We start from the raw sequence: 23995 nt of genomic DNA on the forward strand, positions 1-23995 counted from the left end.
CGACGGCCCTTGATGCCGCCTCCCGTGCTGGGTTATCCATGCAGCGCCCCCGCTCAATGCACGGACATCCCGCATGACCCTCCAGGTACCCGCCCATACCGCGACCAACGGCGAAAAGCCCGCCGGCCGCATTCGCCAGAAGAACGAGGAAGCCATCCTCGCCGCCGCCGAGGAAGAGTTCGCTCGCCACGGCTTCAAGGGCACCAGCATGAACACCATCGCCCAGCGCGTCGGCCTGCCCAAGGCCAACCTGCACTACTACTTCAGCAACAAGCTGGGGCTGTACGTGGCGGTGCTGAGCAACATCCTCGAGCTGTGGGACAGCACCTTCAACCACCTCACCGTGGACGATGACCCGGCCATCGCGCTCGCCACCTACATCCGCGCCAAGATGGAGTTCTCCCGTCGCTACCCGCAGGCCTCGCGGGTGTTCGCGATGGAGATCATCAGCGGTGGCGAATGCCTGTCCGAGCACTTCAGCCAGGACTACCGCACCTGGTTCTCCGGCCGCGCCGCCGTGTTCCAGGCCTGGATCGACGCCGGCAAGATGGAGGCCGTGGACCCGGTGAACCTGATCTTCCTGATCTGGAGCAGTACCCAGCATTACGCCGACTTCGCCACCCAGATCGGCTTCGTCACCGGCCGCAAGCGCCTGTCCAAACAGGACTTCAGCGCCGCCAGCGACAACCTCATCCGCATCATCCTCAAGGGTTGCGGGCTGACGCCGCCGCCAGCCTCCGCATGAGCTTCACCCTCGCCGGCCTTGCGGTGTACGAAGAATACATCCGCAAGAGCCGCTTCCACTGCGTCGCTGCTCCCATCGCCAGCGAGGCCGAGGCCCAGGCCTTCCTCGCTGCGCACCGCGACCCCAGCGCCGGGCACAACTGCTGGGCGTGGAAGCTGGGTAACCAGTACCGTTTCAGCGATGACGGCGAGCCCGGCGGCACCGCTGGCCGCCCCATGCTGGTCGCCATCGAAGGGCAGGACATGGACCGCGTGGTGGTCGTGGTCAGTCGCTGGTTCGGTGGCATCAAGCTCGGTACCGGCGGTCTGGCCCGCGCCTATGGCGGCTGCGCGGCGAAATGTTTGCAGGACGCCGAGCGCATCGAGCTCGTACCCAGCAGCCGGCTGGCGTTCGACTGCAGCTTTGCCGAGCACGCGTTGTTCAAGGCGCGGGTGCTGGCGCTGGGTGCCAGCGTCGAAGACGAGACCTTTGGCGCGGAAGGCGTGCGCATGACGCTGAACCTGCCGACCACCCAGGTCGAACCGCTGCAGAAACTGCTCAACGACCTCAGCCGCGGTCGCGTTCAGGCGGCGTTGCTGGACACCTGATCCTTCTCCCCAATTGTCGTGGAACCGCCTGTGGATAACCTGTGGCAGGACTTCTCCTGCCCAAGTGCTTCGTGGCCTGCGGATCATCGATCATTTTTTGAGCAATCGGTCTTCGCCCTGTTGAGCAAAATATGAACAAGCTGTGGATAAGATGTGGGTGAAATACCCCGGATACGGCGCGCGTTGTCACCTCCGAGCGTTCGGTGAGTTATTCGTTGGGCTGATGCAGGGCTTGCAGGGCCTGGGTTCGGGCTTTTCGGCGGATTGGCAGGTAGCCTGTCCAGGGGTGGGGGCAAGTCTCTGGACAATCTGTGGGCAAGTTGTGGGCAAGGTGTCTCGCTGGCGTGACACTTCGTGCGCTGATCGGCCGCCATCACCCGCCTGCTATAGCGGAAAGCCTGCCGCTTCGCTTGGAAAATCTGTGGGTAACTCTGGGGAAAAGGCACCGGCGCAACGCCGGTGCCAGAGCCTTCAAAGGCGGAACTGTGCCATCTGCCGCGCCAGGTCGTCGGTCAGGTTGCGCAGTTGCCGGCACTGCTCGCGCCCGTGCTGCACTTCGCGGGTGGTGGCGTGGGCGAGATCGGCGATGCCCTGCACGTTGCGATTGATCTCCTCGGTCACCGCCGACTGCTCCTCGGTGGCTGTGGCGACCTGGTGGTTGATGTCGCTGATGCGTTCCACCTGGTCGGCGATGGCGCCCAGCGAGGCGCCGGCCTGTTCGCTGGCGGCCAGGCTCTGCCCGGTGGTCTGCTGGCTGGACTGCATCGAGCGTACCGCGGCTTCCGCGCCGTCCTTCAGGCGCTGGATGATCGCGAGGATCTCGTCGGTGGAGCCCTGGGTGCGGCTGGCCAGCGTGCGCACCTCATCGGCGACCACGGCGAAGCCGCGGCCCAGTTCGCCGGCGCGCGCTGCCTCGATGGCCGCGTTGAGGGCGAGCAGGTTGGTCTGCTCGGAAACACCACGGATCACCGCGAGCACCTGGTCGATGCTCGCCACCTGCCCGGCCAGCTCGCCCACGGCGCCGGCGGCCTCGCCGATCTCTCCGGACATGCGCTGGCCGACCTGCAGGGAGCCGCCGACCACCCGCCGCGCTTCGCCGGCCTCCTCGCGCGCCTGCTGCGAGGCACTGGCGGCCTGCTCGGCGTTGCGGGCGATTTCCTGCACCGTGCTGCCCATTTCGTTCACCGCGGTGGCGACCATGTCGGTCATTTCCTGCTGCCGGCCAGCGCGATCGGCGGTGTTGTCCACCACCTGCGCCACTTCGCCGACGGTGCGCAGCAACTGCTGGCTGGTGGCGAGCACGGCGCCGATCAGTGCGCGCTGGCCTTCGAGAAAGCGGTTGAAGCCGCGGGCCAGGTCGCCCAGTTCGTCGGCACGGCTGTCATCCAGGCGACGTGTCAGGTCACCGCCGCCACCGCCGATCTCCAGCAGGGCGCTGGTGACCTGACGGATCGGCCTGGCCAGGCTGCGCGCCATCAGCACCACCAGTGCCAGGCAGAGCAGGGCGACCAGAGCTCCGGCGAGGCCGGATAAGGCCAGCGCCTCGCGGGCATCGGCGTAGATCTCCGCCTCCGGTACTTCGCTCACCAGGGTCCAGCCGAGGTCGTGCAGCGGCAGGCTGGCGGCCAGGTAGTCCTCGCCGTCGCGCTCGAAGCGGGCGCTGTGGAAGCCTTGCTGGCCGAGCAGCGCGCTGGCAGCGCTGGCGCCGATCAGGTCGCCGAGGTTACGTCCCTTGGGCAGCGCGGGATCAGGATGGATCTGTACCTGGCCGTCGTTCTTCACCAGGTACACGCGGCCGGACTGGCCGAAACGGAAGTCGCGAATCAGCGTCGACAACTCGCGCATCTCCAGGCCCAGGCCGGCGATACCCAGGAGCTTGCCGTCACGCTCCACGCGCTGGTCGATGAACAGCGCGAGCTCGCCGGTGCTGCCGTCGGTGTCGATGTTCCACATGCGCGGCTTGCCGCTGTCGATGAACTGGAAGTACCAGCTGTCCTTCGGATCGCTGCGGCTCAGCGTGCGTTCCTTGCCCTTGTCGCTGTAGTAGGCGCCGCTGGCGTTGGAGGTGATCAGCGCGGCGAAAGCCTTCTGCGAGGCGCGGATGCCGCTCAGGTAGCGGGTGAACTCGGCCAGTTTCTCCGGGCTTTCGCCGGCGGCCAGCCAGTCCTGCACCAGGGTGTTGTCGGCGATGCCGGCCGCGGCGGTGATGGGGCCGGTGAGGCGCTTCTCGAAGTCGTTGGCGATCGCCTGGATGCTCGCCGGCAGCGCCTGCTGGAGCAGGTAGCGCTCGCTGAGGCGATTGACCAGTACGGCATACAGGCCGAGGACGATGAGCAGGCTGATGAGCAGGGCAGCGCCCATGCTGAGGATGAGTTGGGTCTGGATACTTCGCAGGCGCATGTTCTTGTTTTCCTCCGAACGCACAACGAAACGCCCGCGGGGGGGCGGGCGAAGAGACGGGGTCGTTGAGTGTATCGGCGGCGGCGGGAAAAACTGTTGTCCCACTGGTCAGGTTTTTGCGCTGTCCGGCTCGTCGCTGCACGCGCCTTCGCTACACAGCGCTGCCCACTCGACGCCTTCGCGTGTCTGGCGCGGTGGCGCGTCCTGCTGATAGCGGGCGATGACCTGGGCGGCGACCGAGATGGCCACTTCCAGCGGGCGCTTGCCGGGGACTTCGGAGAGACCGATGGGGCAATGCATCTGCGCGATCACCTCCTGTGGATAACCCTGCTGCTCGAGCCTCATCTGGAAGCGACGGGCCTTGGTGCGCGAGCCGATCATGCCGAGGAAGCCGGCATCGCCGCGCTTGAGCACGGCCTCGGCGATGGCGTAGTCCAGCGGATGGTTGTGGGTCATGACCAGGAAGTAGCTGCCCGGCAGTGCTTCGTGCACGGCGTCTTCCGGCTCCTCCAGCAGGCGCGTGAGCACGCCCGCGGGAACCGACTGAGGAAACTGGGCCGCGCGACTGTCCACCCATTCCAGGCGCAGCGGCAGCCCCGACAGCAGCGGCGCGAGGGCGCGGCCCACATGGCCGGCACCGAACAGCACGACCTGCGGCCCGCGTGCGGCGAAGCATTCGAACAGCAGGCTGGCGCGCCCGCCGCAGCACTGGCCCAGCCGTGCGCCAAGGGGAAAGTGTTCGAGCGCCTGGCAGTCCTTGCCGGCCAGCAGCAACTGGCGCGCGTGTTCGATGGCGGCGAATTCCAGGTGGCCGCCGCCGATGGTGTCGACGGTTTCCCCGGCGGTGACCAGCATCTTGCTGCCGGACTCCCGCGGCGTGGAGCCCTGCACGCCGATCACGGTGATCAGCACGTAGCTCTCGGCGCTGTCGCGCAGGCGGGCGATGGCGTCCATCCAGTGACGGGTCATGGTTGGGGTTCCTGGGTCGAGTCGGGAGTTGGCGGATTTTCCCTCACCCCAACCCTCTCCCGGAGGGAGAGGGGGCTGTCCGCTGCAGCGGTCGCGGTCAGTGGGTCGTCTGACGCCGCAGATGTCGGTTGAATGCGTGGGTTCGCCTCGCGCCGAACGGTCCCCTCTCCCGCTTGCGGGAGAGGGCTAGGGAGAGGGTGCTCTTGCTGAGACTGGCGCATCGCCTCACAGGCCCAGAGCACCCGCTCCGGCGTCGCCGGCGTATCCAGGTCGGGGCTCAGCCGGTAATCCGCCAGGCTGGCGATGGCATCGCGCAGCGCCGACCACACCGAGATTGCCAACATGAACGGAGGCTCGCCCACGGCCTTGGACAGGTACACGCTGTCCTCCTCGTTGGGACGGTCGAACAGCGCCACGCGGAAATCTTCCGGTGCGTCGCTCGCCGCCGGGATCTTGTAGGTCGCCGGCCCAACGGTGAGCAGCTTGCCCGAGTCGTCCCAGCGCAGTTCCTCGGTGGTCAGCCAGCCCATGCCCTGGACGAAGCCGCCCTCGATCTGGCCGATGTCGATGGCCGGGTTCACGCTGCGACCGACGTCGTGGAGGATGTCCACCCGCCGCACGCGGTATTCACCGGTCAGCGTGTCCACTTCCACCTCCGACACTGCCGCGCCGTAGGCGAAGTAGAAGAACGGGTGGCCCTGGCCCTTCTCGCGGTCGTAGAAAATCTTCGGTGTGCGGTAGAAGCCGGTGGCAGAGAGCTGGATGCGCGCGAAGTAGGCCGCCTGGATGACCTCGGTGAAGCCCAGGTGCTGCGCCCCGACCGTCACCCCGCCGTGCTCGAAGCGAATCTCCTGCGGCTTCACGCCATCGCGTTCGGCGAGGAAGTCGATCAGCCGCTTCTTCAGCGTGCGTGCGGCGTCGCGGGCCGCCATGCCATTCAGATCGGTGCCGCTGGAGGCGGCGGTGGGCGAGGTATTGGGCACCTTGTCGGTGCGCGTTGCGGTGATCACCACGCGCTCCAGCGGCACCTGGAATTCCTCGGCGACGATCTGCGCGACCTTGATGTTCAGGCCCTGGCCCATCTCGGTGCCGCCGTGGTTCAGCTGGATGCTGCCGTCGGTGTAGAGGTGGACCAGCGCGCCCGCCTGGTTGAGGTGCTGCGCGGTGAAAGAAATGCCGAACTTCACCGGCGTCAGCGCCAGGCCCTTCTTCAGTACCGGGCTCCGCGCATTGAACTCGTGGATCGCCGAGCGCCGCGCGGCGTAGTCGCTGCTCTGTTCCAGCCGCGCAATCAGTTCGCCCAGCAGGTTGTGCTCGACCTTCTGGTGGTAGGGCGTCAGCTCCCGTCCAATTCCTCCATAGAGATTGAGCTTGCGCACTTCGAGCGGGTCCTTGCCCACCGTGCGGGCGATGTCGTCCATCGCGCGCTCGATGATCATCATCCCCTGTGGCCCGCCGAAGCCACGGAAGGCGGTGTGCGAGACGATATTGGTGAAGCTGCGGTAGCCGGAGATGGCCACGTCGGGGATGAAGTAGGCGTTGTCGGCATGGAACATCGCGCGGTCGACGATGGCGTCGGAGAGGTCTGGCGAATGACCGCAGTCGCCCACCACGTCGAGCTGCGCAGCGAGCAGCCGGCCCTCGTCGTCGAAGCCGATACGGTAGTGGTTGTGGAAGGGATGGCGCTTGCCGGTCAGGCGCATGTCGTCGGCACGCGGCAGGCGCAGCTTCACCGCACGACCGGTCCTGCTCGCCAGCAGCGCGGCGAGGCAGGCGAAGGGAGCGGCCTGGGTTTCCTTGCCGCCGAAGCCGCCGCCCATGCGCCGCACTTCCACCGTGACCTTGGCCAGTGGGATCGCCAGCACCTCGGCCACCAGCTTCTGCACTTCACTCGGGTGCTGGCTGGAGGTATGCACCAGCATCCCGCCGTCGTCACCGGGCAGGGCGAGCGAGGCCTGGCCTTCGAGGTAGAAATGTTCCTGGCCGCCGATGAACTGGTGGGCTTCCAGTACCTGTGGGGCGCTCTCCAGCGCTGCCTGCGCATCGCCCCGGTGCATGTGGTGCGGCGGGCGCACGAAACGCTCCTCGGCCTTGGCTCGCAGCGGATCGATCAGTGGGTCTTCCCGCGCGTACTCGACCTTCGCCAGGCGTACCGCCCGGCGCGCCTGGATCAGGCTTTCGGCGGCGACCGCGAACAGTGCCTGGCCGTGGTACTTCACCCGGTCGCCGGCCAGCAGTGGGTCGCCGGGGAACACCGGGCCGATGTCGGTATGGCCGGGGACGTCGCCCAGGGTGAGCACGGCGATGACGCCGGGTGCGCTACGCACGGCGTCGAGGTCAAGGGACAGCACGGCGCCGCAGGCGATTTCAGTCAGGCCGACGGCGGCGTGCAGCAGCTCGCGAGGTTCCCTCAGGTCGTCCACGTAGCGGGCAGCACCGCGCACGTGCAGCGTGGCGCTGTCGTGTTCACGGGGCTTGCCCGCGCTGTGGATGGCGACCGCGACGCCGTTGCTGGCCAGCGGTGGCAGGCTACGCATGACACACCTCCGCAGAGCATCCTGGCCACTCCAGTAGTGCGCGCTGCAACAGGTTCTGCGCCACTTTCAGGCGATAGGCGGCGCTGGCGCGCAGGTCGTCGATGGGCTGGAAGTCCAGCGGAATCGCGGCCTGTGCCGCGGCAACGGCCGCAGCGTCGAAAGGCCTGCCGCGCAAGGCTGCTTCGGTCTGCGTGCCGCGTAACGGCGTGGCGGCCATACCGCCGCAGGCGAGGCGCGCGTCGATGACGCTGCCGGCGTCGTCGAGGTCCAGGCGCAGGGCCAGGCACACGGCGGAGATGTCGTCGTCACGGCGTTTGGAGACCTTGTCGACGCGGAACCGCTGGTTGCCGCGCAGGCGCGGTATCAGCACCGCCTCGATGTACTCGCCAGGTTGCAGGATGGTCGTGCGGTAGCCGGTGAAGAAGCTGTCGATGGGGACGTCGCGCACGGCACCCGCCCTGCGCAGGCGCAGGCGCGCATCCAGTGCCAGCAGCACCGGTGGCATGTCGCCGATGGGCGAGGCGTTGGCGATGTTGCCGCCCAGGGTGCCGCGCTGGCGGATCTGCAGCGAACCCAGGCGCTCCAGCAGGGCGGGGACGCCGGGGAATTCGCTGAGCGCGTCGAGGCAGTCGGCGTAGGTCCGCGCCGCGCCGATCAGCAGATGATCGGGATGGACTTCCAGGCGCTGCAGTTCACTCAGCCGATCGAGGTGGATCAGCGCCGGGAAGGCCTTCAGGTTCTGCGTGGCGTCCAGCGCCAGGTCGGTGCCGCCGGCGATCAGCCGGGCAGTCGGGCGGGCCTGCAGCAGGGCGTCGAGCTCATCCAGCGAGCCGGGCAACCACGCCTGCGCCTCGGCGTCGCGCAGCGTGCCGGCGGTGGCTATCTCACGCAGGCGCGCGACCGTCAGCGTGGTGTTCTGCGCGAAGCTGTCGAGGCACGGTAGCCCGGCGATCTGCGTGGCGGCGTCGAGGATCGGCCGGTAGCCGGTGCAACGGCACAGGTTGCCGGAGAGCGCGGTCAGCGCCGTTTCGCGGTCATGCGGCAGGGGTGAGTGGTGCCAGGCGAACAACGACATGACGATGCCCGGCGTGCAGAAGCCGCACTGCGACCCGTGGCAGTCCACCATCGCCTGTTGCACCGAATGCAGTGTGTCGGGAGTGCCGAGGTGCTCCACCGTCAGCACCTGGCGACCATGGACTGCGCCCAGCAGCGTGATGCAGGCGTTTACCGCGCGGTAGCGCAATGCATCGCCGTCGGGTTCGGCGAGCACCACGGTGCAGGCGCCGCAATCGCCCGAGGCGCAGCCCTCCTTGGTGCCGGTGCGTGCGCGGTGGATGCGCAGGTAGTCGAGCAGGCTGGTCTCGGGCGCGAAGCCGTCGGCCTGGACCGTTTCGTCGCCGAGCAGGAACTGGATCATCGGGAGTCCTCGTCGTCATGCGTGCGGCGGCGCCGCGTCTCGAAGGCTGTCCGTGGGCGTCGGGAGCCGTGGCGAACGGCGCTCAGGCACAAGCATAGGCCGGTGGGCAGGCTTGACCAGTGGGGCAGGAAAATCGCCGCTTATGAACATTGATCCAGGTGCCGTACGTCGCGATTGGCGTTGTTCTCGCGGCGCTTTCAGGCGAAGGTGGTCGGACCGGCGCGTGCCGCCGGGTTGCAGGGGCAGGGCGCAACACCGCAGGCCAGAGGCCTCGCGACAGCCGTCCGCAGGGTGGATGGCGCGTTTCGCTTGATAGGAAACTTCTTCCTTTTATAGATATCTCGATAGAGATACTCAATATTCGTGATGCCCTAAATCAATGGGCCTTTTCTGTCATCAGGCGATAATCTTGCCCCTGTCGAATTTCAACCGATCGACCACTCGATTAAACGACAAACTCTCATTGAGGAATTGCCTAATGTCCCTGATCAACACCCCCGTTCAACCGTTCAAGGTCAACGCTTTCCATAACGGCAAGTTCATCGAAGTCACCGAAGAATCCCTCAAGGGCAAGTGGTCCGTTCTGATCTTCATGCCGGCAGCCTTCACCTTCAACTGCCCGACCGAGATCGAAGACGCCGCCAACAACTACGCCGAGTTCCAGAAGGCCGGTACCGAGGTCTACATCGTGACCACCGATACCCACTTCTCCCACAAGGTGTGGCACGAAACTTCCCCGGCCGTTGGCAAAGCCCAGTTCCCGCTGATCGGCGACCCGACCCACCAGCTGACCAACGCCTTCGGCGTGCACATCCCGGAAGAAGGCCTGGCCCTGCGTGGCACCTTCGTGATCAACCCGGAAGGCATCATCAAGACCGTTGAAATCCACTCCAACGAGATCGCTCGTGACGTCGGCGAAACCCTGCGCAAGCTGAAAGCTGCCCAGTACACCGCCGCTCACCCGGGCGAAGTCTGCCCGGCCAAGTGGAAAGAAGGCGAGAAGACCCTGGCTCCTTCCCTGGACCTGGTCGGCAAGATCTAAAAACGGCCGGGAAGCTGTTGCGCAGCGCTCATGCTGCGTTGAAATCAGGCGCGGGCCTTGTCATTTACAATTTGTAGACTCCGCGCCCACGCCTGATTTCGCCTTGCCTGAGCGCTTGCTCACGACGCTTCCCAATCCGTTTTACGTAGTACCCCGAGGATGCCTACCGGCATCCTCCCTACCCAAGCCAAAAGCGTGCGTAGGGTGGGCTGAAAAGCCTGCCGGGGAACCCCTTTGCTCAAATTCCGAGGATTTGAATCATGTTGGACGCCACCCTTAAAACCCAGTTGAAGGCCTACCTGGAAAAGGTCCAGCAGCCGTTCGAGATCGTCGCGTCCCTCGATGACAGCGACAAATCCCGCGAGATGAGCGAGCTGCTGCATGAAATCGTCGGCCTCACCGACAAGATCACCCTGCGTGAAGATGGCAGCGACGCGCGCAAGCCGTCCTTCGCGCTGAACCGCCCGGGGGCGAACATCGGCCTGGCGTTTGCCGGCATCCCCATGGGCCACGAATTCACCTCCCTGGTGCTGGCGCTGCTGCAGGTCGGCGGTCACCCGTCCAAGCTTGATGCCGACGTGATCGAGCAGATCAAGGGCATCCAGGGTTCGTTCGAGTTCGAAACCTACTTCTCGCTGTCCTGCCAGAACTGCCCGGACGTCGTCCAGGCGCTGAACCTGATGGCCGTGCTCAACCCGAACATTCGCCACGTCGCCATCGACGGCGCGCTGTTCCAGGAAGAAGTCGAGCGCCGCCAGGTGATGGCGGTGCCGAGCATCTACCTCAACGGTGAAGTGTTCGGCCAGGGCCGCATGGGCGTGGAGGAAATCCTCGCCAAGATCGACACCGGCGCCGCTGCCCGCGAAGCCGAGAAGCTGTCGGCGAAGGAAGAATTCGACGTGCTGGTCGTCGGCGGTGGCCCGGCTGGCGCCGCGGCAGCCATCTACGCCGCGCGTAAAGGCATCCGTACCGGCGTCGCAGCCGAGCGCTTCGGCGGCCAGGTGCTGGACACCATGGCCATCGAGAACTTCATCTCGGTGACCGAAACCGAAGGCCCGAAACTGGCGCGTCAGCTGGAAGAGCACGTCAAGCACTACGACGTCGACATCATGAACCTGCAGCGCGCCAGCGCGCTGATTCCGGCGAAGACCGCCGGCGGCCTGCACGAAGTGCAGTTCGAGGGCGGCGGCAGCCTCAAGGCCAAGTCCGTGATCCTGGCCACCGGCGCCCGCTGGCGCGAAATGGGCGTGCCGGGCGAGCAGGAGTACAAGGCCAAGGGCGTGTGCTTCTGCCCGCACTGCGACGGCCCGCTGTTCAAGGGCAAGCGCGTGGCGGTGATCGGCGGCGGCAACTCCGGCGTCGAGGCGGCCATCGACCTGGCCGGTATCGTCAGCCGCGTGACCCTGCTGGAGTTCGACAGCAAGCTGCGCGCCGACGCCGTGCTGCAACGCAAGCTGTTCAGCCTGCCGAACGTGGACGTGATCACCAGCGCGCTGACCAGCGAAGTGAAAGGCGATGGCCAGAAGGTCACCGGCCTGGTCTACAAGGACCGCAACTCGGAAGAGTTCAAGTCCATCGACCTGGAAGGCATCTTCGTGCAGATCGGCCTGCTGCCCAACAGCGAATGGCTCAAGGGCACCATCGAGCTGACCCCGCGTGGCGAGATCATCGTCGACGCTCGCGGCGAGACTTCGCTGCCGGGCATCTTCGCCGCCGGTGACGTGACCACCGTACCGTACAAGCAGATCGTGATCGCGGTCGGCGAAGGCGCCAAGGCGTCGCTCTCCGCCTTCGACCACCTGATCCGCTCCTCCGCGCCAGCCTGATGACCTCGCGCTAGAGAAAGAAACGCCCGGTTCACGCGAGTGAACCGGGCGTTTTCTTTTGGATGATATTTACCTGCTGGTCCTGACGCGCGGGGTTAGCACCCTCTCCCTAACCCTCTCCCTGAAGGGAGAGGGGACTGTCCGGCAGACGCGGATATCTCTGCGCCCTCCGGCTGACTTCGAAAAGTATCGATGCAGAGGACGGCTCCCTCTCCCTTCAGGGAGAGGGCGGGGGAGAGGGCCAGCCTCGCTCCGAATCTTCAGAGAATCGGCGACACCAGCCGCGCCACCCGCATCCCCAGTTGCTGCAGCCGATGCACGCGTTTGCGGTCGTCCAGGGTCATCTCCACCGACTGGGCGAAATCTTCCTCCAGCATGGCCTCCACGTCGCGGGCAAAGCCTTCGTCGACGGTGATCACCATGATCTCGAAGTTCAGCCGGAACGAACGGTTGTCCAGGTTGGCGCTGCCCACCGCGGCGCTGTCGTGGTCGATCAACACCACCTTCTGGTGCAGGAATCCCGGCTGGTAGCGGAATACCCGCACGCCGGCGCGCACGGCCTCCAGCGCATAGAGGCTGGAGGCGGCGTAGACCGTCCTGTGGTCCGGCCGCGAGGGCAACAGGATGCGCACGTCCACGCCACGCAGCACCGCCAGACGCAGGGCGGCGGCGACGGCTTCGTCCGGGACGAAATACGGCGTGGTGATCCACACCCGTTCCACCGCCGCGTTGATCGATTCGACGAAGAACAGCGAGCAGGTTTCCTGGGTGTCCGCCGGGCCGCTGGGCACCACCTGGCAGAGCATGCCGGCGTCGTCGTAGCCATCGGGCAGGATCAGTGTCGGCAGCGTGTGGGTGGCCCAGAACCAGTCCTCGGCGAAGCACTCCTGCAGGCACGCGACGGCTGGGCCGTGCAGTTCGATGTGGGTGTCGCGCCAGGGCGCCAGCGGTGGCTTCTCGCCCAGGTATTCGACGCCGACGTTATGCCCGCCGACGAAGCCGCGCACGCCGTCGACCACGACGATCTTGCGGTGATTGCGGAAGTTCACCTGGAAGCGGTTGATCATCCCGCTGCCAGTGCTGAAGGCGTGTACCTGCACACCGCCCTGGCGCAGGCGCTCGATGTAGCGGCGCGACAGGGCGTGGCTGCCGATCCCGTCATACAGCAGGAACACATCCACGCCGTTGGCCGCGCGCTCCAGCAGCAACTGTGCGAGGCGTTGGCCGAGGGCGTCGTCGCGGATGATGAAGAACTGCACGAGGATCACTTTCTGTGCGCTGGAAATGGCCTCGAACATCGCGTCGAAGGAGGCCTTGCCGTTCACCAGGAGGCGCACCTTGTTGTTCGCCAGCGTCGGCATGCGCGCCAGCCCGACCATGGCCTTGAGCGACTTGTAGGCATGGTACTGGCGCGCGGCGAGGGCCTCTTCCACCCAGGGGCGCCAGTCCAGCTCGGCGGCCGCCACGTGCATTTCATCGTTGGCCTGCCGGCGTGCGCCGATGTAGGCGTCGAAGCGGCTGCGACCGAACACCAGGTAGGGCACCAGCGTCAGCAGCGGCATGAACACCAGCGATGTCGCCCAGGCGATGGCGCCTTGAGCGGTGCGCACGCTGAGCACGGCGTGGACGGCGGCGATGATCCCCAGCAACTGGATGACGACCAGGAAGTGGGCGATGTAGGTGGTGTACTGCATGGGCGCGCGATCGGTTCCTTGTGGTCGGCGGTGGGTCTGAGCCTAGTTGACTCCCGGCGGCTGCGGCCAGCGGCTGACGGAGCCGCGCCAGTGTTCGTAGGTCTTGCCCAGGCGCAGCACGGCGATGTCGGCAAAACGCGGGCCGACGATCTGCAGGCCGATGGGCATGCCGCTGCTGGTGAAGCCGCAGTTGATCGAGAGTGCCGGTTGCTCGGACATGTTCCAGGGCACGGTGAAGCCGATGTGCTCGAAGGGCAGCGCCGGGTCGTTGGTGGGCGAGGCCCATTCGGCCGGGAAGGCGGCGACCTGGTTGGTCGGCGAGAGCAGGAAGTCTACTTCGTGGAACTGCTCGGCGGCCCGTCGACGCATGTCGAAAGTGCGGTTGTAGCCGCGCACCGCGTCGGCGCCGCTGATCGAGGCGCCGCCTTCTGCCCACTGGTAGATGTAGGGCAGCACCTTGGCCTGGCGCTCGCGGGGCAGGTTTTCCAGCTCGGCCCACAGGCGTGCGCGCCAGAACTTGTCCAGACCGTCGAGCAGCTCGCGGTCGAGGATCGGCTGCACCTCGACGATCTCCGCACCGGCATTGGCGAAGCGCCGCGCGACCGCCTCGACGGCAGCACGGACTTCCGCGTCCGGCTGCAGGCCGCAGCCGGGGTCGAGCTGCAGGCCGATACGCAACCCCTGCACGTCCAGCGGTTCGATGTGCCAGTCCAGGTCCGCCGGTGGAAGCGACGTGGCGTCGCGCCAGTCCGGGCGGCTGAGGTGCTTCATCATCAGCGCTGCATCATCCAGCGTTCGGGTCATGGGCCCGGCGCAGCGTCCGGTGTAGTACGGGTCGATGGGAATGCGCCCGAAGCTCGGCTTGAAGCCGACCAGGCCGCACCAGCCCGCCGGCAGACGCACCGAGCCGCCGATGTCGGTGCCGATGTGCAGGGGCCCGTAGCCGGCGGCGGCGGCCGAGGCGGCGCCGGCGCTGGAGCCGCCGGGGTTCATGCGCAGGTCCCAGGGGTTGCGCGCCAGTTCGTGGAAGCTGGAGAGCCCGGAGGAGAGCATGCCGAAGTCCGGCACCGTGGTCTTGCCCAGCAGGATCGCGCCAGCCTCGAACATCCGCGCGGCGGGCGGAGCATCGCCGGCGGACGGTTGCAGCAGGGTGGCCGCGCTGCCCTGGGGAATCGGGTCGCCGCGGGTGGCGATCAGCTCCTTGATGGTTACCGGCACGCCATCCAGCTCGCCACAGGGCGCGCAGCGGATCCAGCGCGCCTCCGAGCGTCGCGCCTGCTCTATCGCCCGCTGCGGGTCGAAGGCGAAGAGCGCGCAGAGCCGGGGCTCCCAGCGATCAATGTGGGCGATCAGGTGCTCGAGGTACTCGACGGGAGAGAGCTGGTGGGAGCGGTACAGCGCGAGCAGTTCGACGGCGGACAGGTCGTGCAACGGTGGCATGGCGGTCTCCGGCGTGGGGCTATGCCTCACCCTAGCCGAATCCGCGCCAAGAGGGGATAGGCGCGGACGTCACACCGCGCGCCTTCATGCGTGGGATCAGGCGCGCTGGCGCGATTGCTGGTCGATCAGGTACTGCAGGCGGTACAGGTGACGGTAGCCCGATTCCCAGGCGCCGTGGCCGGATTTCACGTTGATGTGCCCGGCGGAGGGCAGGATCACCGTCTCGCTCCCCCAGGCGCGACCGAGGATCAGCGCGCGTTGCGGGCTGCAGGCGGCGTCGTTGTCCGAACCCACCAGCACCGCAGGGAAGGGCAGGGTCTGTGCGGCGATCGGCGCGAAGTTGCGCAGGGCCTCGTGGCAGGTTTCCCGTTCCACGTCGGCTGGCGCGACCAGCAGGGCACCGGCGACCTGGGCGAGGGCGCGTCGGTCGGCGCGGGCTGCCCAGGAGGCGACGGTGACGCAGCCCAGGCTGTGCGCGATCAGCACTACGCGCCCCGGTTCGCGGCGAATCTCGCGGTCCAGCTCGGCGACCCAGTCGTTGTGCTGCGGGGTGATCCAGTCCTGTTGCTGCACCCGCGCGGCATTCGGCAGGGCGCGCTGCCAGTGGCTCTGCCAGTGGGCGTCGTCGGAACCGTGCCAGCCCGGCACGATCAGGTAGCGGATGCGTTCATTGCGCATGGATCGGCCCTCTCGAATCGTCATGAAAGACATTCTAGGGAGGGTTTTAATATACGTTAAGGAATAAGAAATTCTTTGCTTATGCAGTATTTCAACTAAGCAAACGGCTATAAGCGCTTATTCCTGCATTCGCCGCAGCGGGCAGCAACGCGCGAGGATGCCTTCCAGGTTGAGGTCGGGCATGGCGTATTCACGCAGGGCGCGCGCCGTCTGCTCGACGTACTCGCGGGTGGTGCCGAAGTGTCCCTGGGCGCTGTCGAGCACGTGCTGGACGATATTGTCGGGCAGGGAGCCGGCGTAGCTGGGCAGGTGGCGCTCCAGGACGAAGCCCAGGGCGCGCACGCGACTGCCGTCGTCGAGGCGGCAGTTCAGCCATTCCGGGCGGTAGGAGGCGTAGGGCATCTCCCGTTCCCAGAGCGCATAGAGGTTGGCATCGAGGTTGTCGTCGGGCAGGCGGAAGGCGAAGCCGGCGCAGGAGCCGCCGCGATCCAGGCCAAGCACCAGGCCCGGTGCTTCCGGCGTGCCGCGGTGGGTGAGCGACCACAGGTAGAGGCCGCGGTGGTAGCCGTGCACCCGTGCGCGTCGGGCCTCGGCCACCGGGAATTCCGGGCGCCAGATCAGCGAACCGTAGGCGAACAGCCACACAGGGCCGGCGCCGTGTTCGCTCATGGTGATGTCGAGCGAGGCGCGCAGTTGTGCGGGTGTGAAGCGTTCCGGCACCCCCAGTGTCGGCGGATAGAACGGGCCTTCCGAAGCGGGAGACGATGTCATGCGGTACCCCTCAGGTCTCCAGACTGTCATCAACTTAGTAGAACTGCGGCGGCCGCGGAAGGGCCTGAAAGGCATAGGTTTATTGCCGGGGCGGGGATGACGACGAACGGCGGGGGCGGTGGGGCTTTCTGGCAGGGGAACTCCCGTACTCAGGGTTAGGGATAGGGTGTCACCGACGACTCGGTGAGCCAGGAATCCACAGATAAAAAAAGGCCGCTCACCCCTGCCTGAGTATTGGGAGAGCGGCCTTGAAGCTCGGTACGTTGTGGAGGTCCCTTTCTACACCCGCTCTGTTTCAGGTGTCTTACAGGTCCTCAGCGCGCGGTGATTACCGCCAGCTTGGTGATGCCTGCCTTCTCGATGGAGGCCATGGCCTTGGCCACCTGGCCGTAGTTCACCGTTTCATCTGCCTGAAGTTGCACACGTACTTCGGCATCCTTGGCCTTGGCCGCCGCCAGGTTGCTTTGCAGCAGGTCCGGCTGGATTTCGTCCTTGTTGATGAACCACTTGCCGGCCCCGTCGATGCTCACCACCAGCGGGTCCTTCTGCTCCGGCGGGGCGACTGCCTCGGTCTTGGGCAGGTTGATCGGGATGGCGTTGGTTAGCAGGGGGGCGGTGACGATGAACACCACCAGCAGCACCAGCATCACGTCCACCAGCGGGGTCACGTTGATCTCGGAGAGAACCTCGTCGCTGTCCTGGGTCGAGAAGGCCATGTCAGCTCGCCTCCTTCACGCTGGCGCCGGCAGCCGGTTTGCGCGCGGCAGTGGGCAGGGTGACGACGCGGAAGGCGCTCTTCTGCGCGAGGCTGTAGAAGTCGTGGGCGAAGTCGTCGAGGTCGGCAGCGGTGAGCTTCAGGCGACGGAGGAAGTAGTTGTAGACCAGCACCGCCGGGACGGCGACGGCGATACCCACGCCAGTGGCGATCAGTGCGCTGCCGATCGGGCCAGCGACGGTTTCGAGGCTCGCCGAGCCGGCCGCGCTGATGCCCTTGAGCGCTTCCATGATGCCCCACACGGTGCCGAACAGGCCGATGAAGGGCGAGGTGGAGCCGATCGAGGCAAGCACCGCCAGCCCGGACTCCAGGGAGCGGCGCTCACGCTGGATCTGCTGGCGCAGGGCGCGCTCGAGGCGGTCCTGGTGGTTGATCGACTGGGCGAGGTCCGGCTGGCCGTTGTCCTGCACCTGGATGGCGGCGAAACCGGCCTGGGCGACTCGGGCGCCAGCGCCGGGCTTGCCGGCGGCCTGGTCACCGGCCGATTCGAGGCTGGTGGCGCTCCAGAACTGCTTCTGGAAGCGTTTGTCCTGGGACTTCTGGCGGGTGAACTGGACGCCTTTCACCAGGGCCAGCGCCCAGGTCACGACGGAGAAGCCGACCAGCAGCCAGATGACTGCGCCTTCGACGGATTCCAGGGGGTTCAGGGGCAGACTCATGGGTGTTCTCCTTCCGCGGTTCTCGTGCGGCTGATCTGGGCAAATGGAATCAATGCAATTTGAAGTCGATGGGTACGCTGACCCAGCCGTCCTGGGCCACGTCGCCGCGTTTGGCGGGGACGAAGCTCCAGCGTTTCACCGCACGCACCGCGGCATCGTCCAGGGCATCGCGGCCGCTGCTCTTCTGCACCTGGATCTCGCTCGGGCTACCGCTGGCGAGAACATGCACGCGCAGCAGCACGGTGCCTTCCCAGCCACGGCGCTGGGCCAGTGGCGGGTATTCCGGCGCCGGGTTCTTCAGGTAACCGGCGTTGGCCGACGGCGGCGTCAGCGGAGCTGGCGCCGGTGCCGCCGGTGCCGCCGGAGCGGGCGGAGCCGGCTGTGGCGGCGGGGTTTCGGCCTTGGGCGGCGTGGGTTGCTCGACCGGCTTGGGCACGGGCTTGGGGACCGGCTTCGGCTTAGGTTTCGAGACGGGTTTGGGGATCGGCTTGGGCGGTGGCGGTTTCACCGCGTTCTCGTCCACCACCGGAGGCGGCGGCTCTTGTACTACCGGCTCGGGAATCGGCTCGGGCGGCGGTGGTTCGACGACAGGCGGCGTCGGCGCGGTGAATTCGATGGTCATCGGCGGCACCTGTGGTGGCACCTCTGGCAGTTGCGGGGTGGGCTGCTGGCTCAGCCAGTAGATCACCGCGCCGTGCAGCGTAAGCGCGAACAGACCGAGCAGGACGGCTTCACGGCGGCTCAGCGCGCGGGGTTTTGCCGGGACATGGCGGCCCAGTTCCAGCGCATGGCGCAGCGGACGACCGAGATCGACCAGGTCGCCGCCGGGCACGTGGCGCAGGAAGGCATCCGGCGCGAGGGCATGCTGGGGTTGAGCCATGAACGATCTCCTTGCAGGTCTGCGCGGCTCTACGTCGCGCTTGAAACGGACCTGCATGATTGGCGGAGCGTCTTAGCTCTTGAAGTGATTGTTTCTCTTATTTAAATAACTTTCGGTGCTATAGGTTTTCGGCGGATCGCTGCAGGCCGCAGCATTCGTGGGTTTCAGCGGATCGGCAAAAAGCCGATGCCTTTGCGGCATGGAAAATATGCAGGAAAGGTTGGTGATTTTTTGATCAAAGGCCCTGGCGCGCGGCTTTGCGGGGTGCTGAAACGAAAAAGCCCGGTCATTCGACCGGGCTTTTCATACGCGTCAGCGTCGCGGCGATCAGAAGGCCGGAACGACGGCGCCCTTGTACTTCTCGAGGATGAACTGCTTCACCTCGGGGCTGTGCAGGGCGGCGGCCAGCTTCTGCATGGCGTCGCTGTCCTTGTTGTCCGGACGGGCCACCAGGATGTTCACGTAGGGCGAGTCGGCGCCTTCGATGGCCAGCGCGTCCTTGGTGGGGTTCAGCTTGGCTTCCAGGGCGTAGTTGGTGTTGATCAGGGCGAGGTCGACCTGGGTCAGCACGCGCGGCAGGGTGGCCGCTTCCAGCTCACGCACCTTGATGTTCTTCGGGTTCTCGACGATGTCTTTCGGGGTCGCGGTGATGGACTTGTTGTCCTTCAGCTTGATCACGCCGGCCTTGTCCAGCAGCAGCAGGGCGCGGCCGCCGTTGGTGGCGTCGTTGGGGATCACCACGGTGGCGCCCGAGGGCAGTTCGTCGAGCTTCTTGAACTGGGTGGAGTAGGCGCCCAGCGGCTCGATGTGCACGCCGGTGACGGCGATCAGGCTGGTGCCCTTGGTCTTGTTGAACTCATCCAGGTACGGCTGGTGCTGGAAGAAGTTCGCGTCCAGGCGCTTCTCGGCGACCTGGGTGTTGGGCTGCACGTAGTCGGTGAATTCCTTGACCTTCAGCTCAACCCCTTCCTTGGCCAGGATGGGTTTGACGAAGTTGAGGATCTCGGCGTGCGGCACCGGAGTGGCGGCGACGGTCAGGCTCTCGGCGGCCTGGGCCAGCGGGGTGGCGATGACTGCGGCGGCAGCGAACGCGGCGAACAGCTTCTTCATGGTTGGCTCCTTGGTCGGCCCGCATCCGGCGGGCCTTGTGGTTATTTGCGGGAATAGTGGACCACCAGCTTGTCGCCGACGGTCTGCAGGATCTGGACGAGCACCACCAGCATCACCACGGTGAGCAGCATCACGTCGTCCTGGAAGCGTTGGTAGCCGTAGCGGATCGCCAGGTCGCCGAGGCCGCCGGCGCCGACCACGCCGGCCATCGCGGTGTAGGACACCAGGGTGATGGCGGTAACGGTGATGGCGGCGATGATGCCCGGACGGGCTTCGGGCAGCAGGGCGTTCCAGATGATCTGGCGGGTGCTGGCGCCCATGGCCTGGGTGGCTTCGATGATGCCCTTGTCCACCTCGCGCAGGGCGGTTTCCACCAGGCGCGCGAAGAACGGCGTGGCACCCACCACCAGCGGCGGGATGGCCCCGGCGACGCCCAGCGAGGTACCGACCAGGATCACCGTGAGCGGGATCAGCACGATCAGCAGGATGATGAACGGCAGCGAGCGCAGCACGTTGACGATGAACGCCAGCACGCCGTAGATGCCGCGGTTGGCGAACATCTGCTTGGGCCCGGTGAGGAACAACAGCACGCCCAGCGGCAGGCCGAGGATGACGGTGAACAGCAGCGAACCGCCGAGCATCCAGAAGGTGTCGAGGCTGGCCTGGAGGATTTCCGACCAATCGATGTTTACGAAAAAGTCGCTCATGCCCGGAGCACCTCCACATGGACCTCGGCGGCGTTCAGCTGCGCCATGGCGGCCTCGATGTCACCGCCCACCAGGGACAGGGTGAGCTGGCCGTAGGGCTGGTCCTTGATGCGGTCGATACGCCCCGCGAGGATGCTGTAGTCCACGCCGGTCTGGCGCGCGACGGTGCCCAGCAGCGGTGCGTAGGTCGCCTCGCCGCGGAAGGTCAGGCGCAGGATGCGGCCCGGCACGTGGGCGAAGTCATCGTGCTGCTCGTCTTCGTCGACGCGCTCGGCCTCGAAGACGAAACGGCGGGTGGTGTCGTGCTGCGGATGGAGGAATACGTCGGCGACCTCGCCCTGTTCGACGATGCGCCCGGCGTCCATCACCGCGACCTGGTCGCAGACACGGCGGATCACGTCCATTTCGTGGGTGATCAGGACGATGGTCAGCTTCAGCTCGCGGTTGATCTCCGCCAGCAACTGCAGGACCTGGCCGGTGGTCTGCGGGTCAAGGGCGCTGGTGGCCTCGTCGCAGAGCAGGATGGTCGGACGGCAGGCCAGCGCGCGGGCAATGCCGACGCGCTGCTTCTGGCCGCCGGAGAGCTGTGCCGGATACTTGCGCGCGTGGTCCTTGAGGCCGACGCGCTCGAGCAGTTCGTCCACCCGGGCGGTGATCTCGGCGGCGCTGAAGGTGCCGGCGAGCTTCATCGGCATGGCGATGTTGTCGGCGACCGTCTTGGAGGCCAGCAGGTTGAAGTGCTGGAAGATCATCCCGACACGCTGGCGGAAGCGGCGCAGGCCGTCGGCGTCCAGGGCGGTGATGTCCTCGCCGTCGATGACGATGCGTCCGCCACTGGGTTCTTCCAGGCGGTTGATCAGGCGGAGGAGGGTGCTCTTACCGGCGCCGGAATGGCCGATCAGGCCGAAGACCTGGCCGCCTTCGATGGACAGGCGGGTGGGCTGCAGGGCCGGGATATCGCGTCCGGCGACGCGATAGGTCTTGTGGACGTCGTGGAATTCGATCACGTAGCGAACCTTGTGGGTACGGAGAGGCGCTGTCGCTGCCGGGGCCGTCGGATGAACAGGCGTTGGCAACGAGCGTAGGCGGTCAGCCAAAACCGCGCATTTTAACCTGCTTTTTTATGGCTGATTAATCCTTGTTCAGCTAAGCACGGAACAAAAGGAAATAACGGGCGCCGCGGACGGGCGCCCGTGGGTCATGGCGTGCAGGTCGGCTGGCTGGTGGGCGAGGCCGGCTTGCGCAGGCCGCTCACGTCGGCGGCGACGCCGGGCGCGCGCGGCATCAGCGAGCGGGCACGGGTCAGGGCGGTGGTCGCGCCGTTGACGTCGCCCTTGGCCAGGGCCTCGCGGCTGCGCTCAAGGTAGGCGTCGGCGAGGCGCTTGCGGCGCTCGGCGAGCTGGGCGGTGTCTTCCTGCTCGGATCCCAGCGCAAGCTGCGCGGACTCCAGGCGGCCGGCGGCCAGTTCGGTCTCGAAGCCACTGCTGCTGGGCGGATGGCTCGCGGTGCTCTGGCAGGCCGCGAGGGCCAGCGCCATGGCCATCAGCGCGAACAGGCGGATGACGAACGACTTCATGCGTCAGGGTCTCTTTTGATCAAAAAATCGCCAAATTCTACACTGTCCGGCGCGGCAGGACAAAACTCAGCAGGAACAGGGCCGCTGCACTGACCACGATGGAGGGGCCGGCGGGGGTGTCCTTGAACCAGGACAGCGAGAGCCCGGCACACACCGCGACCAGACCGATCAGGCTGGCGCCGAAGGCCATCTGCTCCGGGCTGCGCGCATGCCGCTGGGCGGCGGCGGCGGGGATGATCAGCAGCGAAGTGATCAGCAGCACGCCGACGATCTTCATCGCCACGGCGATGACGATGGCGATCAGCAGCATCAGCGCCAGGCGGATGGCGGTGACCGGCAGGCCTTCGACCCGCGCCAGTTCCTCGTGCACGGTGATCGCCAGCAACGGTCGCCACAGCCAGCAGATCAGCCCCAGCACCAGAGCGCTGCCGGCAATGATCCACAAGAGGTCGGTCTGGCTGACGGCAAGCAGGTCGCCGAACAGGTAGGCCATCAGGTCGACACGCACTTCCTTCATGAAGCTCAGGGTCACCAGGCCCAGCGACAGCGTGCTGTGGGCGAGGATGCCCAGCAGAGTGTCGGCGGCCAGTGGCTGGCGCTGCTGCAGGGTGACCAGCAGCACGGCGAGCAGTACGCAGCCGACGGTCACCGCCAGCGTCGGGCTGACGTCCAGCAGGAAGCCGAGGGCCACGCCGAGCAGGGCGGCATGGGACAGGGTGTCGCCGAAATAGGCCATGCGTCGCCAGACGACGAACGAACCCAGGGGCCCGGCGACCACCGCCAGGGCCAGCCCGGCGAGGAGGGCGTTGAGCAGGAAATCAGCCATGGTTGCAGTCGGGGCCGTGCTGGTGGACCGGAGTGAAGCGGGTGCCGGCGGGGAAGGCGGGTTTCACCACCTCGCCGTGCAGGTCGTGGGAATGGTCGTGGTGGTGGTGATAGACCGCCAGGCTGCGGGCATCCTGGCCGAACAGCTCGACGAAGGCCGGGTCGCCGCTGACCTGTTCCGGGTGCCCGGAACAGCAGACGTGACGGTTCAGGCAGACCACCTTGTCGGTGGCACTCATCACCAGGTGCAGGTCGTGGGAGACCATCAGCACGCCGCAGCCCAGGCGGTCGCGCAGGCGGCCGATCAGGCGGTACAGCTCGGCCTGGCCGGCGACGTCGACGCCCTGCACGGGCTCGTCGAGCACCAGCAGTTCCGGCTTGCGCAGCAGGGCGCGGGCCAGCAGCACGCGCTGCAGCTCGCCACCGGAAACGCTCTGCAGCGGCTTGTCGATTACGTGGGCCGCACCCACTTCCTTCAGTGCGTCGAGCGCGTGGGAACGCTGCACACCGGGGACCAGGCGCAGGAAGCGGAAAACGGTCAGCGGCAGGGTCGGGTCGACGTGGAGCTTCTGCGGCATGTAGCCGATGGACAGCTTCGGTTGGCGCCAGACGCTGCCGGTGTCGGGCTTGAGCAGGCCGAGCACGCTGCGCACCAGGGTCGTCTTTCCGGCACCGTTGGGGCCGATCAGGGTGACGATCTCGCCGGGGGCGATGGTCAGGTCAACGTTCTGCAGCACCGCCTGACCGGCATAGCTGACGCCGACGCCTTGCAGGCGGATCAGGGTGTCGCTCATCACGCCTCCCGCTGGCCGGGAGCGCAGGCGCCGCAGAGGCCGACCACTTCGACGGTCTGGGTTTCGACGGCGAAGCCGACGCCCTTGGCGCCGGCGACGATGGCGTCGCTGATGGCCGGCTGCTCCAGCTCAATGGCGGTGTGGCAGGCACGGCAGATCAGGAACTGGCCTTCATGGGCATGTTCCGGGTGGGCGCAGCCGATGAAGGCGTTGAGCGAGGCGATGCGGTGCACCAGGCCATTTTCCAGGAGGAAATCCAGAGCGCGATAAACCGTCGGTGGCGCCGCCTTGCGGCCGTCTTCCTCGCTCAGTACGGCGAGGATGTCGTAGGCGCCCAGCGGCTTGTGGCTCGCCCAGACCAGCTCCAGCACGCGCCGGCGCAGCTCCGTCAGGCGCACGCCCTGGCGCGCGCACAGCGCGTCAGCGTCGGCCAGGGCGCTGCTCACGCAATTGGCGTGGTCGTGCGGGCGGCAGGCGAGGGGAGTCTTGGGGGCGATCTTGTACATGCGGCGGCGACGCTCGGGTTCAGAGACGTTATTATATTACTCTTTCATCTCTCCCCT

At 66.6% G+C, this 23995-nt stretch carries 22 protein-coding genes and 1 pseudogene; 4 read left to right on the top strand and 19 right to left on the bottom strand.

Translation table 11 applies throughout. From position 1 onward, the window contains the following. Positions 1 to 73 precede the first annotated feature (73 nt). Both AC1ZV1_RS00725 and AC1ZV1_RS00730 read left to right on the top strand, forming a co-directional pair. The gene (locus AC1ZV1_RS00725) at positions 74 to 745 is read left to right on the top strand and encodes a TetR/AcrR family transcriptional regulator (protein WP_484295092.1); all 672 of its coding nucleotides are present in this window, start codon (positions 74 to 76) and stop codon (positions 743 to 745) included. Then, positions 742 to 1332 (top strand): IMPACT family protein, encoded by a 591-nt coding sequence (locus tag AC1ZV1_RS00730; RefSeq protein ID WP_484295093.1) that lies wholly within the window; start codon positions 742 to 744, stop codon positions 1330 to 1332. The genes AC1ZV1_RS00725 and AC1ZV1_RS00730 overlap by 4 nt, the downstream gene beginning before the upstream one ends. A 471-nt stretch (positions 1333 to 1803) precedes the next feature. Here AC1ZV1_RS00730 and AC1ZV1_RS00735 read toward each other — a convergent pair whose 3' ends face one another. The 5 genes and pseudogenes from AC1ZV1_RS00735 to xdhA form a co-directional block, all read right to left on the bottom strand. Beyond that, a complete protein-coding gene (locus tag AC1ZV1_RS00735) occupies positions 1804 to 2541 on the bottom strand; it encodes a methyl-accepting chemotaxis protein (RefSeq protein ID WP_484297679.1) in 738 nt (245 codons plus the stop codon). 177 nt (positions 2542 to 2718) lie between these two features. Beyond that, positions 2719 to 3732, bottom strand: a pseudogene (locus AC1ZV1_RS00740) (cache domain-containing protein); the annotation flags it as partial. Between the two features lie 108 nt (positions 3733 to 3840). After that, positions 3841 to 4701: a xanthine dehydrogenase accessory protein XdhC gene (gene xdhC, locus AC1ZV1_RS00745; protein WP_484295094.1), complete on the bottom strand. Its 861-nt coding sequence runs from the start codon at positions 4699 to 4701 to the stop codon at positions 3841 to 3843. Continuing rightward, positions 4698 to 7238, bottom strand: coding sequence for a xanthine dehydrogenase molybdopterin binding subunit (gene xdhB, locus AC1ZV1_RS00750; RefSeq protein ID WP_484295095.1), 2541 nt, complete (start codon positions 7236 to 7238; stop codon positions 4698 to 4700). The genes xdhC and xdhB overlap by 4 nt, the downstream gene beginning before the upstream one ends. Further along, positions 7231 to 8655 carry a xanthine dehydrogenase small subunit gene (gene xdhA, locus AC1ZV1_RS00755; RefSeq protein WP_484295096.1) on the bottom strand — a complete coding sequence of 475 codons (1425 nt, stop codon included), beginning with the start codon at positions 8653 to 8655 and terminating at the stop codon, positions 7231 to 7233. The genes xdhB and xdhA overlap by 8 nt, the downstream gene beginning before the upstream one ends. A 478-nt stretch (positions 8656 to 9133) precedes the next feature. Between xdhA and ahpC the strand changes: the two genes are divergently transcribed. Together ahpC and ahpF are read left to right on the top strand one after the other, a co-directional pair. Further along, positions 9134 to 9697, top strand: a complete 564-nt coding sequence (gene ahpC / locus AC1ZV1_RS00760; protein ID WP_017517843.1) for an alkyl hydroperoxide reductase subunit C — start codon at positions 9134 to 9136, stop codon at positions 9695 to 9697. A 260-nt stretch (positions 9698 to 9957) separates the two neighbouring features. Continuing rightward, positions 9958 to 11523, top strand: coding sequence for an alkyl hydroperoxide reductase subunit F (ahpF, locus tag AC1ZV1_RS00765; RefSeq protein WP_484295097.1), 1566 nt, complete (start codon positions 9958 to 9960; stop codon positions 11521 to 11523). Between the two features lie 260 nt (positions 11524 to 11783). Here the strand turns inward: ahpF and cls are convergent, their stop codons facing one another. The 14 genes from cls to zur all read right to left on the bottom strand — a co-directional run bounded on the left by cls (position 11784) and on the right by zur (position 23938). Further along, a complete protein-coding gene (gene cls, locus AC1ZV1_RS00770; RefSeq protein WP_484295098.1) occupies positions 11784 to 13217 on the bottom strand; it encodes a cardiolipin synthase in 1434 nt (477 codons plus the stop codon). A 42-nt stretch (positions 13218 to 13259) separates the two neighbouring features. Then, complete coding sequence (locus AC1ZV1_RS00775; protein ID WP_484295099.1) at positions 13260 to 14657, bottom strand: amidase; 1398 nt, start codon at positions 14655 to 14657, stop codon at positions 13260 to 13262. A 96-nt stretch (positions 14658 to 14753) separates the two neighbouring features. Beyond that, positions 14754 to 15335 (bottom strand): alpha/beta hydrolase, encoded by a 582-nt coding sequence (locus AC1ZV1_RS00780; RefSeq protein WP_484295100.1) that lies wholly within the window; start codon positions 15333 to 15335, stop codon positions 14754 to 14756. A 117-nt stretch (positions 15336 to 15452) separates the two neighbouring features. Further along, the gene (locus AC1ZV1_RS00785) at positions 15453 to 16106 is read right to left on the bottom strand and encodes a gamma-glutamylcyclotransferase (RefSeq protein ID WP_484295101.1); all 654 of its coding nucleotides are present in this window, start codon (positions 16104 to 16106) and stop codon (positions 15453 to 15455) included. A gap of 314 nt (positions 16107 to 16420) precedes the next feature. Further along, positions 16421 to 16822, bottom strand: a complete 402-nt coding sequence (locus tag AC1ZV1_RS00790) for an ExbD/TolR family protein (RefSeq protein ID WP_024766994.1) — start codon at positions 16820 to 16822, stop codon at positions 16421 to 16423. 1 nt (position 16823) lies between these two features. Then, positions 16824 to 17540 (bottom strand): MotA/TolQ/ExbB proton channel family protein, encoded by a 717-nt coding sequence (locus AC1ZV1_RS00795; protein ID WP_081518836.1) that lies wholly within the window; start codon positions 17538 to 17540, stop codon positions 16824 to 16826. Positions 17541 to 17589: 49 nt separating this feature from the next. Then, complete coding sequence (locus AC1ZV1_RS00800; RefSeq protein WP_484295102.1) at positions 17590 to 18420, bottom strand: energy transducer TonB; 831 nt, start codon at positions 18418 to 18420, stop codon at positions 17590 to 17592. Positions 18421 to 18747: 327 nt separating this feature from the next. Further along, on the bottom strand, positions 18748 to 19530 hold the full coding sequence (locus AC1ZV1_RS00805; RefSeq protein WP_484295103.1) for a MetQ/NlpA family ABC transporter substrate-binding protein: 783 nt from the start codon (positions 19528 to 19530) through the stop codon (positions 18748 to 18750). A 41-nt stretch (positions 19531 to 19571) separates the two neighbouring features. Continuing rightward, positions 19572 to 20237: a methionine ABC transporter permease gene (locus tag AC1ZV1_RS00810; RefSeq protein WP_024766991.1), complete on the bottom strand. Its 666-nt coding sequence runs from the start codon at positions 20235 to 20237 to the stop codon at positions 19572 to 19574. Next, positions 20234 to 21244 carry a methionine ABC transporter ATP-binding protein gene (locus AC1ZV1_RS00815; RefSeq protein WP_138519899.1) on the bottom strand — a complete coding sequence of 337 codons (1011 nt, stop codon included), beginning with the start codon at positions 21242 to 21244 and terminating at the stop codon, positions 20234 to 20236. Before AC1ZV1_RS00815 ends, AC1ZV1_RS00810 begins: the two co-directional genes overlap by 4 nt. Before the next feature lie 191 nt (positions 21245 to 21435). After that, the gene (locus tag AC1ZV1_RS00820; protein WP_484295104.1) at positions 21436 to 21813 is read right to left on the bottom strand and encodes a hypothetical protein; all 378 of its coding nucleotides are present in this window, start codon (positions 21811 to 21813) and stop codon (positions 21436 to 21438) included. Positions 21814 to 21850: 37 nt separating this feature from the next. Continuing rightward, positions 21851 to 22639: a zinc ABC transporter permease subunit ZnuB gene (gene znuB, locus AC1ZV1_RS00825; protein ID WP_169935180.1), complete on the bottom strand. Its 789-nt coding sequence runs from the start codon at positions 22637 to 22639 to the stop codon at positions 21851 to 21853. Beyond that, entirely contained in the window at positions 22632 to 23432 is an 801-nt protein-coding gene (znuC, locus tag AC1ZV1_RS00830) for a zinc ABC transporter ATP-binding protein ZnuC (RefSeq protein WP_484295105.1), read from the bottom strand. Before znuC ends, znuB begins: the two co-directional genes overlap by 8 nt. Beyond that, entirely contained in the window at positions 23432 to 23938 is a 507-nt protein-coding gene (gene zur, locus AC1ZV1_RS00835; protein WP_484295106.1) for a zinc uptake transcriptional repressor Zur, read from the bottom strand. Before zur ends, znuC begins: the two co-directional genes overlap by 1 nt. Positions 23939 to 23995: the final 57 nt, after the last annotated feature.

This window comes from Pseudomonas sp. BB438 (assembly GCF_057180225.1).

Excerpts from the sequence above, each read along its gene's own strand:
- AC1ZV1_RS00790 (WP_024766994.1), bottom strand. The coding sequence starts at position 16,822 with ATGGCCTTCTCGACCCAGGACAGCGACGAGGTTCTCTCCGAGATCAAC.
- AC1ZV1_RS00810 (WP_024766991.1), bottom strand. The coding sequence starts at position 20,237 with ATGAGCGACTTTTTCGTAAACATCGATTGGTCGGAAATCCTCCAGGCC.
- xdhA (WP_484295096.1), bottom strand. The coding sequence starts at position 8,655 with ATGATCCAGTTCCTGCTCGGCGACGAAACGGTCCAGGCCGACGGCTTC.
- znuC (WP_484295105.1), bottom strand. The coding sequence starts at position 23,432 with ATGAGCGACACCCTGATCCGCCTGCAAGGCGTCGGCGTCAGCTATGCC.
- xdhC (WP_484295094.1), bottom strand. The coding sequence starts at position 4,701 with ATGACCCGTCACTGGATGGACGCCATCGCCCGCCTGCGCGACAGCGCC.
- AC1ZV1_RS00820 (WP_484295104.1), bottom strand. The coding sequence starts at position 21,813 with ATGAAGTCGTTCGTCATCCGCCTGTTCGCGCTGATGGCCATGGCGCTG.
- AC1ZV1_RS00735 (WP_484297679.1), bottom strand. The coding sequence starts at position 2,541 with ATGACCGACATGGTCGCCACCGCGGTGAACGAAATGGGCAGCACGGTG.
- AC1ZV1_RS00795 (WP_081518836.1), bottom strand. The coding sequence starts at position 17,540 with ATGAGTCTGCCCCTGAACCCCCTGGAATCCGTCGAAGGCGCAGTCATC.
- AC1ZV1_RS00780 (WP_484295100.1), bottom strand. The coding sequence starts at position 15,335 with ATGCGCAATGAACGCATCCGCTACCTGATCGTGCCGGGCTGGCACGGT.
- znuB (WP_169935180.1), bottom strand. The coding sequence starts at position 22,639 with ATGGCTGATTTCCTGCTCAACGCCCTCCTCGCCGGGCTGGCCCTGGCG.
- ahpF (WP_484295097.1), top strand. The coding sequence starts at position 9,958 with ATGTTGGACGCCACCCTTAAAACCCAGTTGAAGGCCTACCTGGAAAAG.
- AC1ZV1_RS00800 (WP_484295102.1), bottom strand. The coding sequence starts at position 18,420 with ATGGCTCAACCCCAGCATGCCCTCGCGCCGGATGCCTTCCTGCGCCAC.
- AC1ZV1_RS00785 (WP_484295101.1), bottom strand. The coding sequence starts at position 16,106 with ATGACATCGTCTCCCGCTTCGGAAGGCCCGTTCTATCCGCCGACACTG.
- xdhB (WP_484295095.1), bottom strand. The coding sequence starts at position 7,238 with ATGCGTAGCCTGCCACCGCTGGCCAGCAACGGCGTCGCGGTCGCCATC.
- AC1ZV1_RS00730 (WP_484295093.1), top strand. The coding sequence starts at position 742 with ATGAGCTTCACCCTCGCCGGCCTTGCGGTGTACGAAGAATACATCCGC.
- cls (WP_484295098.1), bottom strand. The coding sequence starts at position 13,217 with ATGCAGTACACCACCTACATCGCCCACTTCCTGGTCGTCATCCAGTTG.
- ahpC (WP_017517843.1), top strand. The coding sequence starts at position 9,134 with ATGTCCCTGATCAACACCCCCGTTCAACCGTTCAAGGTCAACGCTTTC.
- AC1ZV1_RS00725 (WP_484295092.1), top strand. The coding sequence starts at position 74 with ATGACCCTCCAGGTACCCGCCCATACCGCGACCAACGGCGAAAAGCCC.
- zur (WP_484295106.1), bottom strand. The coding sequence starts at position 23,938 with ATGTACAAGATCGCCCCCAAGACTCCCCTCGCCTGCCGCCCGCACGAC.
- AC1ZV1_RS00805 (WP_484295103.1), bottom strand. The coding sequence starts at position 19,530 with ATGAAGAAGCTGTTCGCCGCGTTCGCTGCCGCCGCAGTCATCGCCACC.
- AC1ZV1_RS00775 (WP_484295099.1), bottom strand. The coding sequence starts at position 14,657 with ATGCCACCGTTGCACGACCTGTCCGCCGTCGAACTGCTCGCGCTGTAC.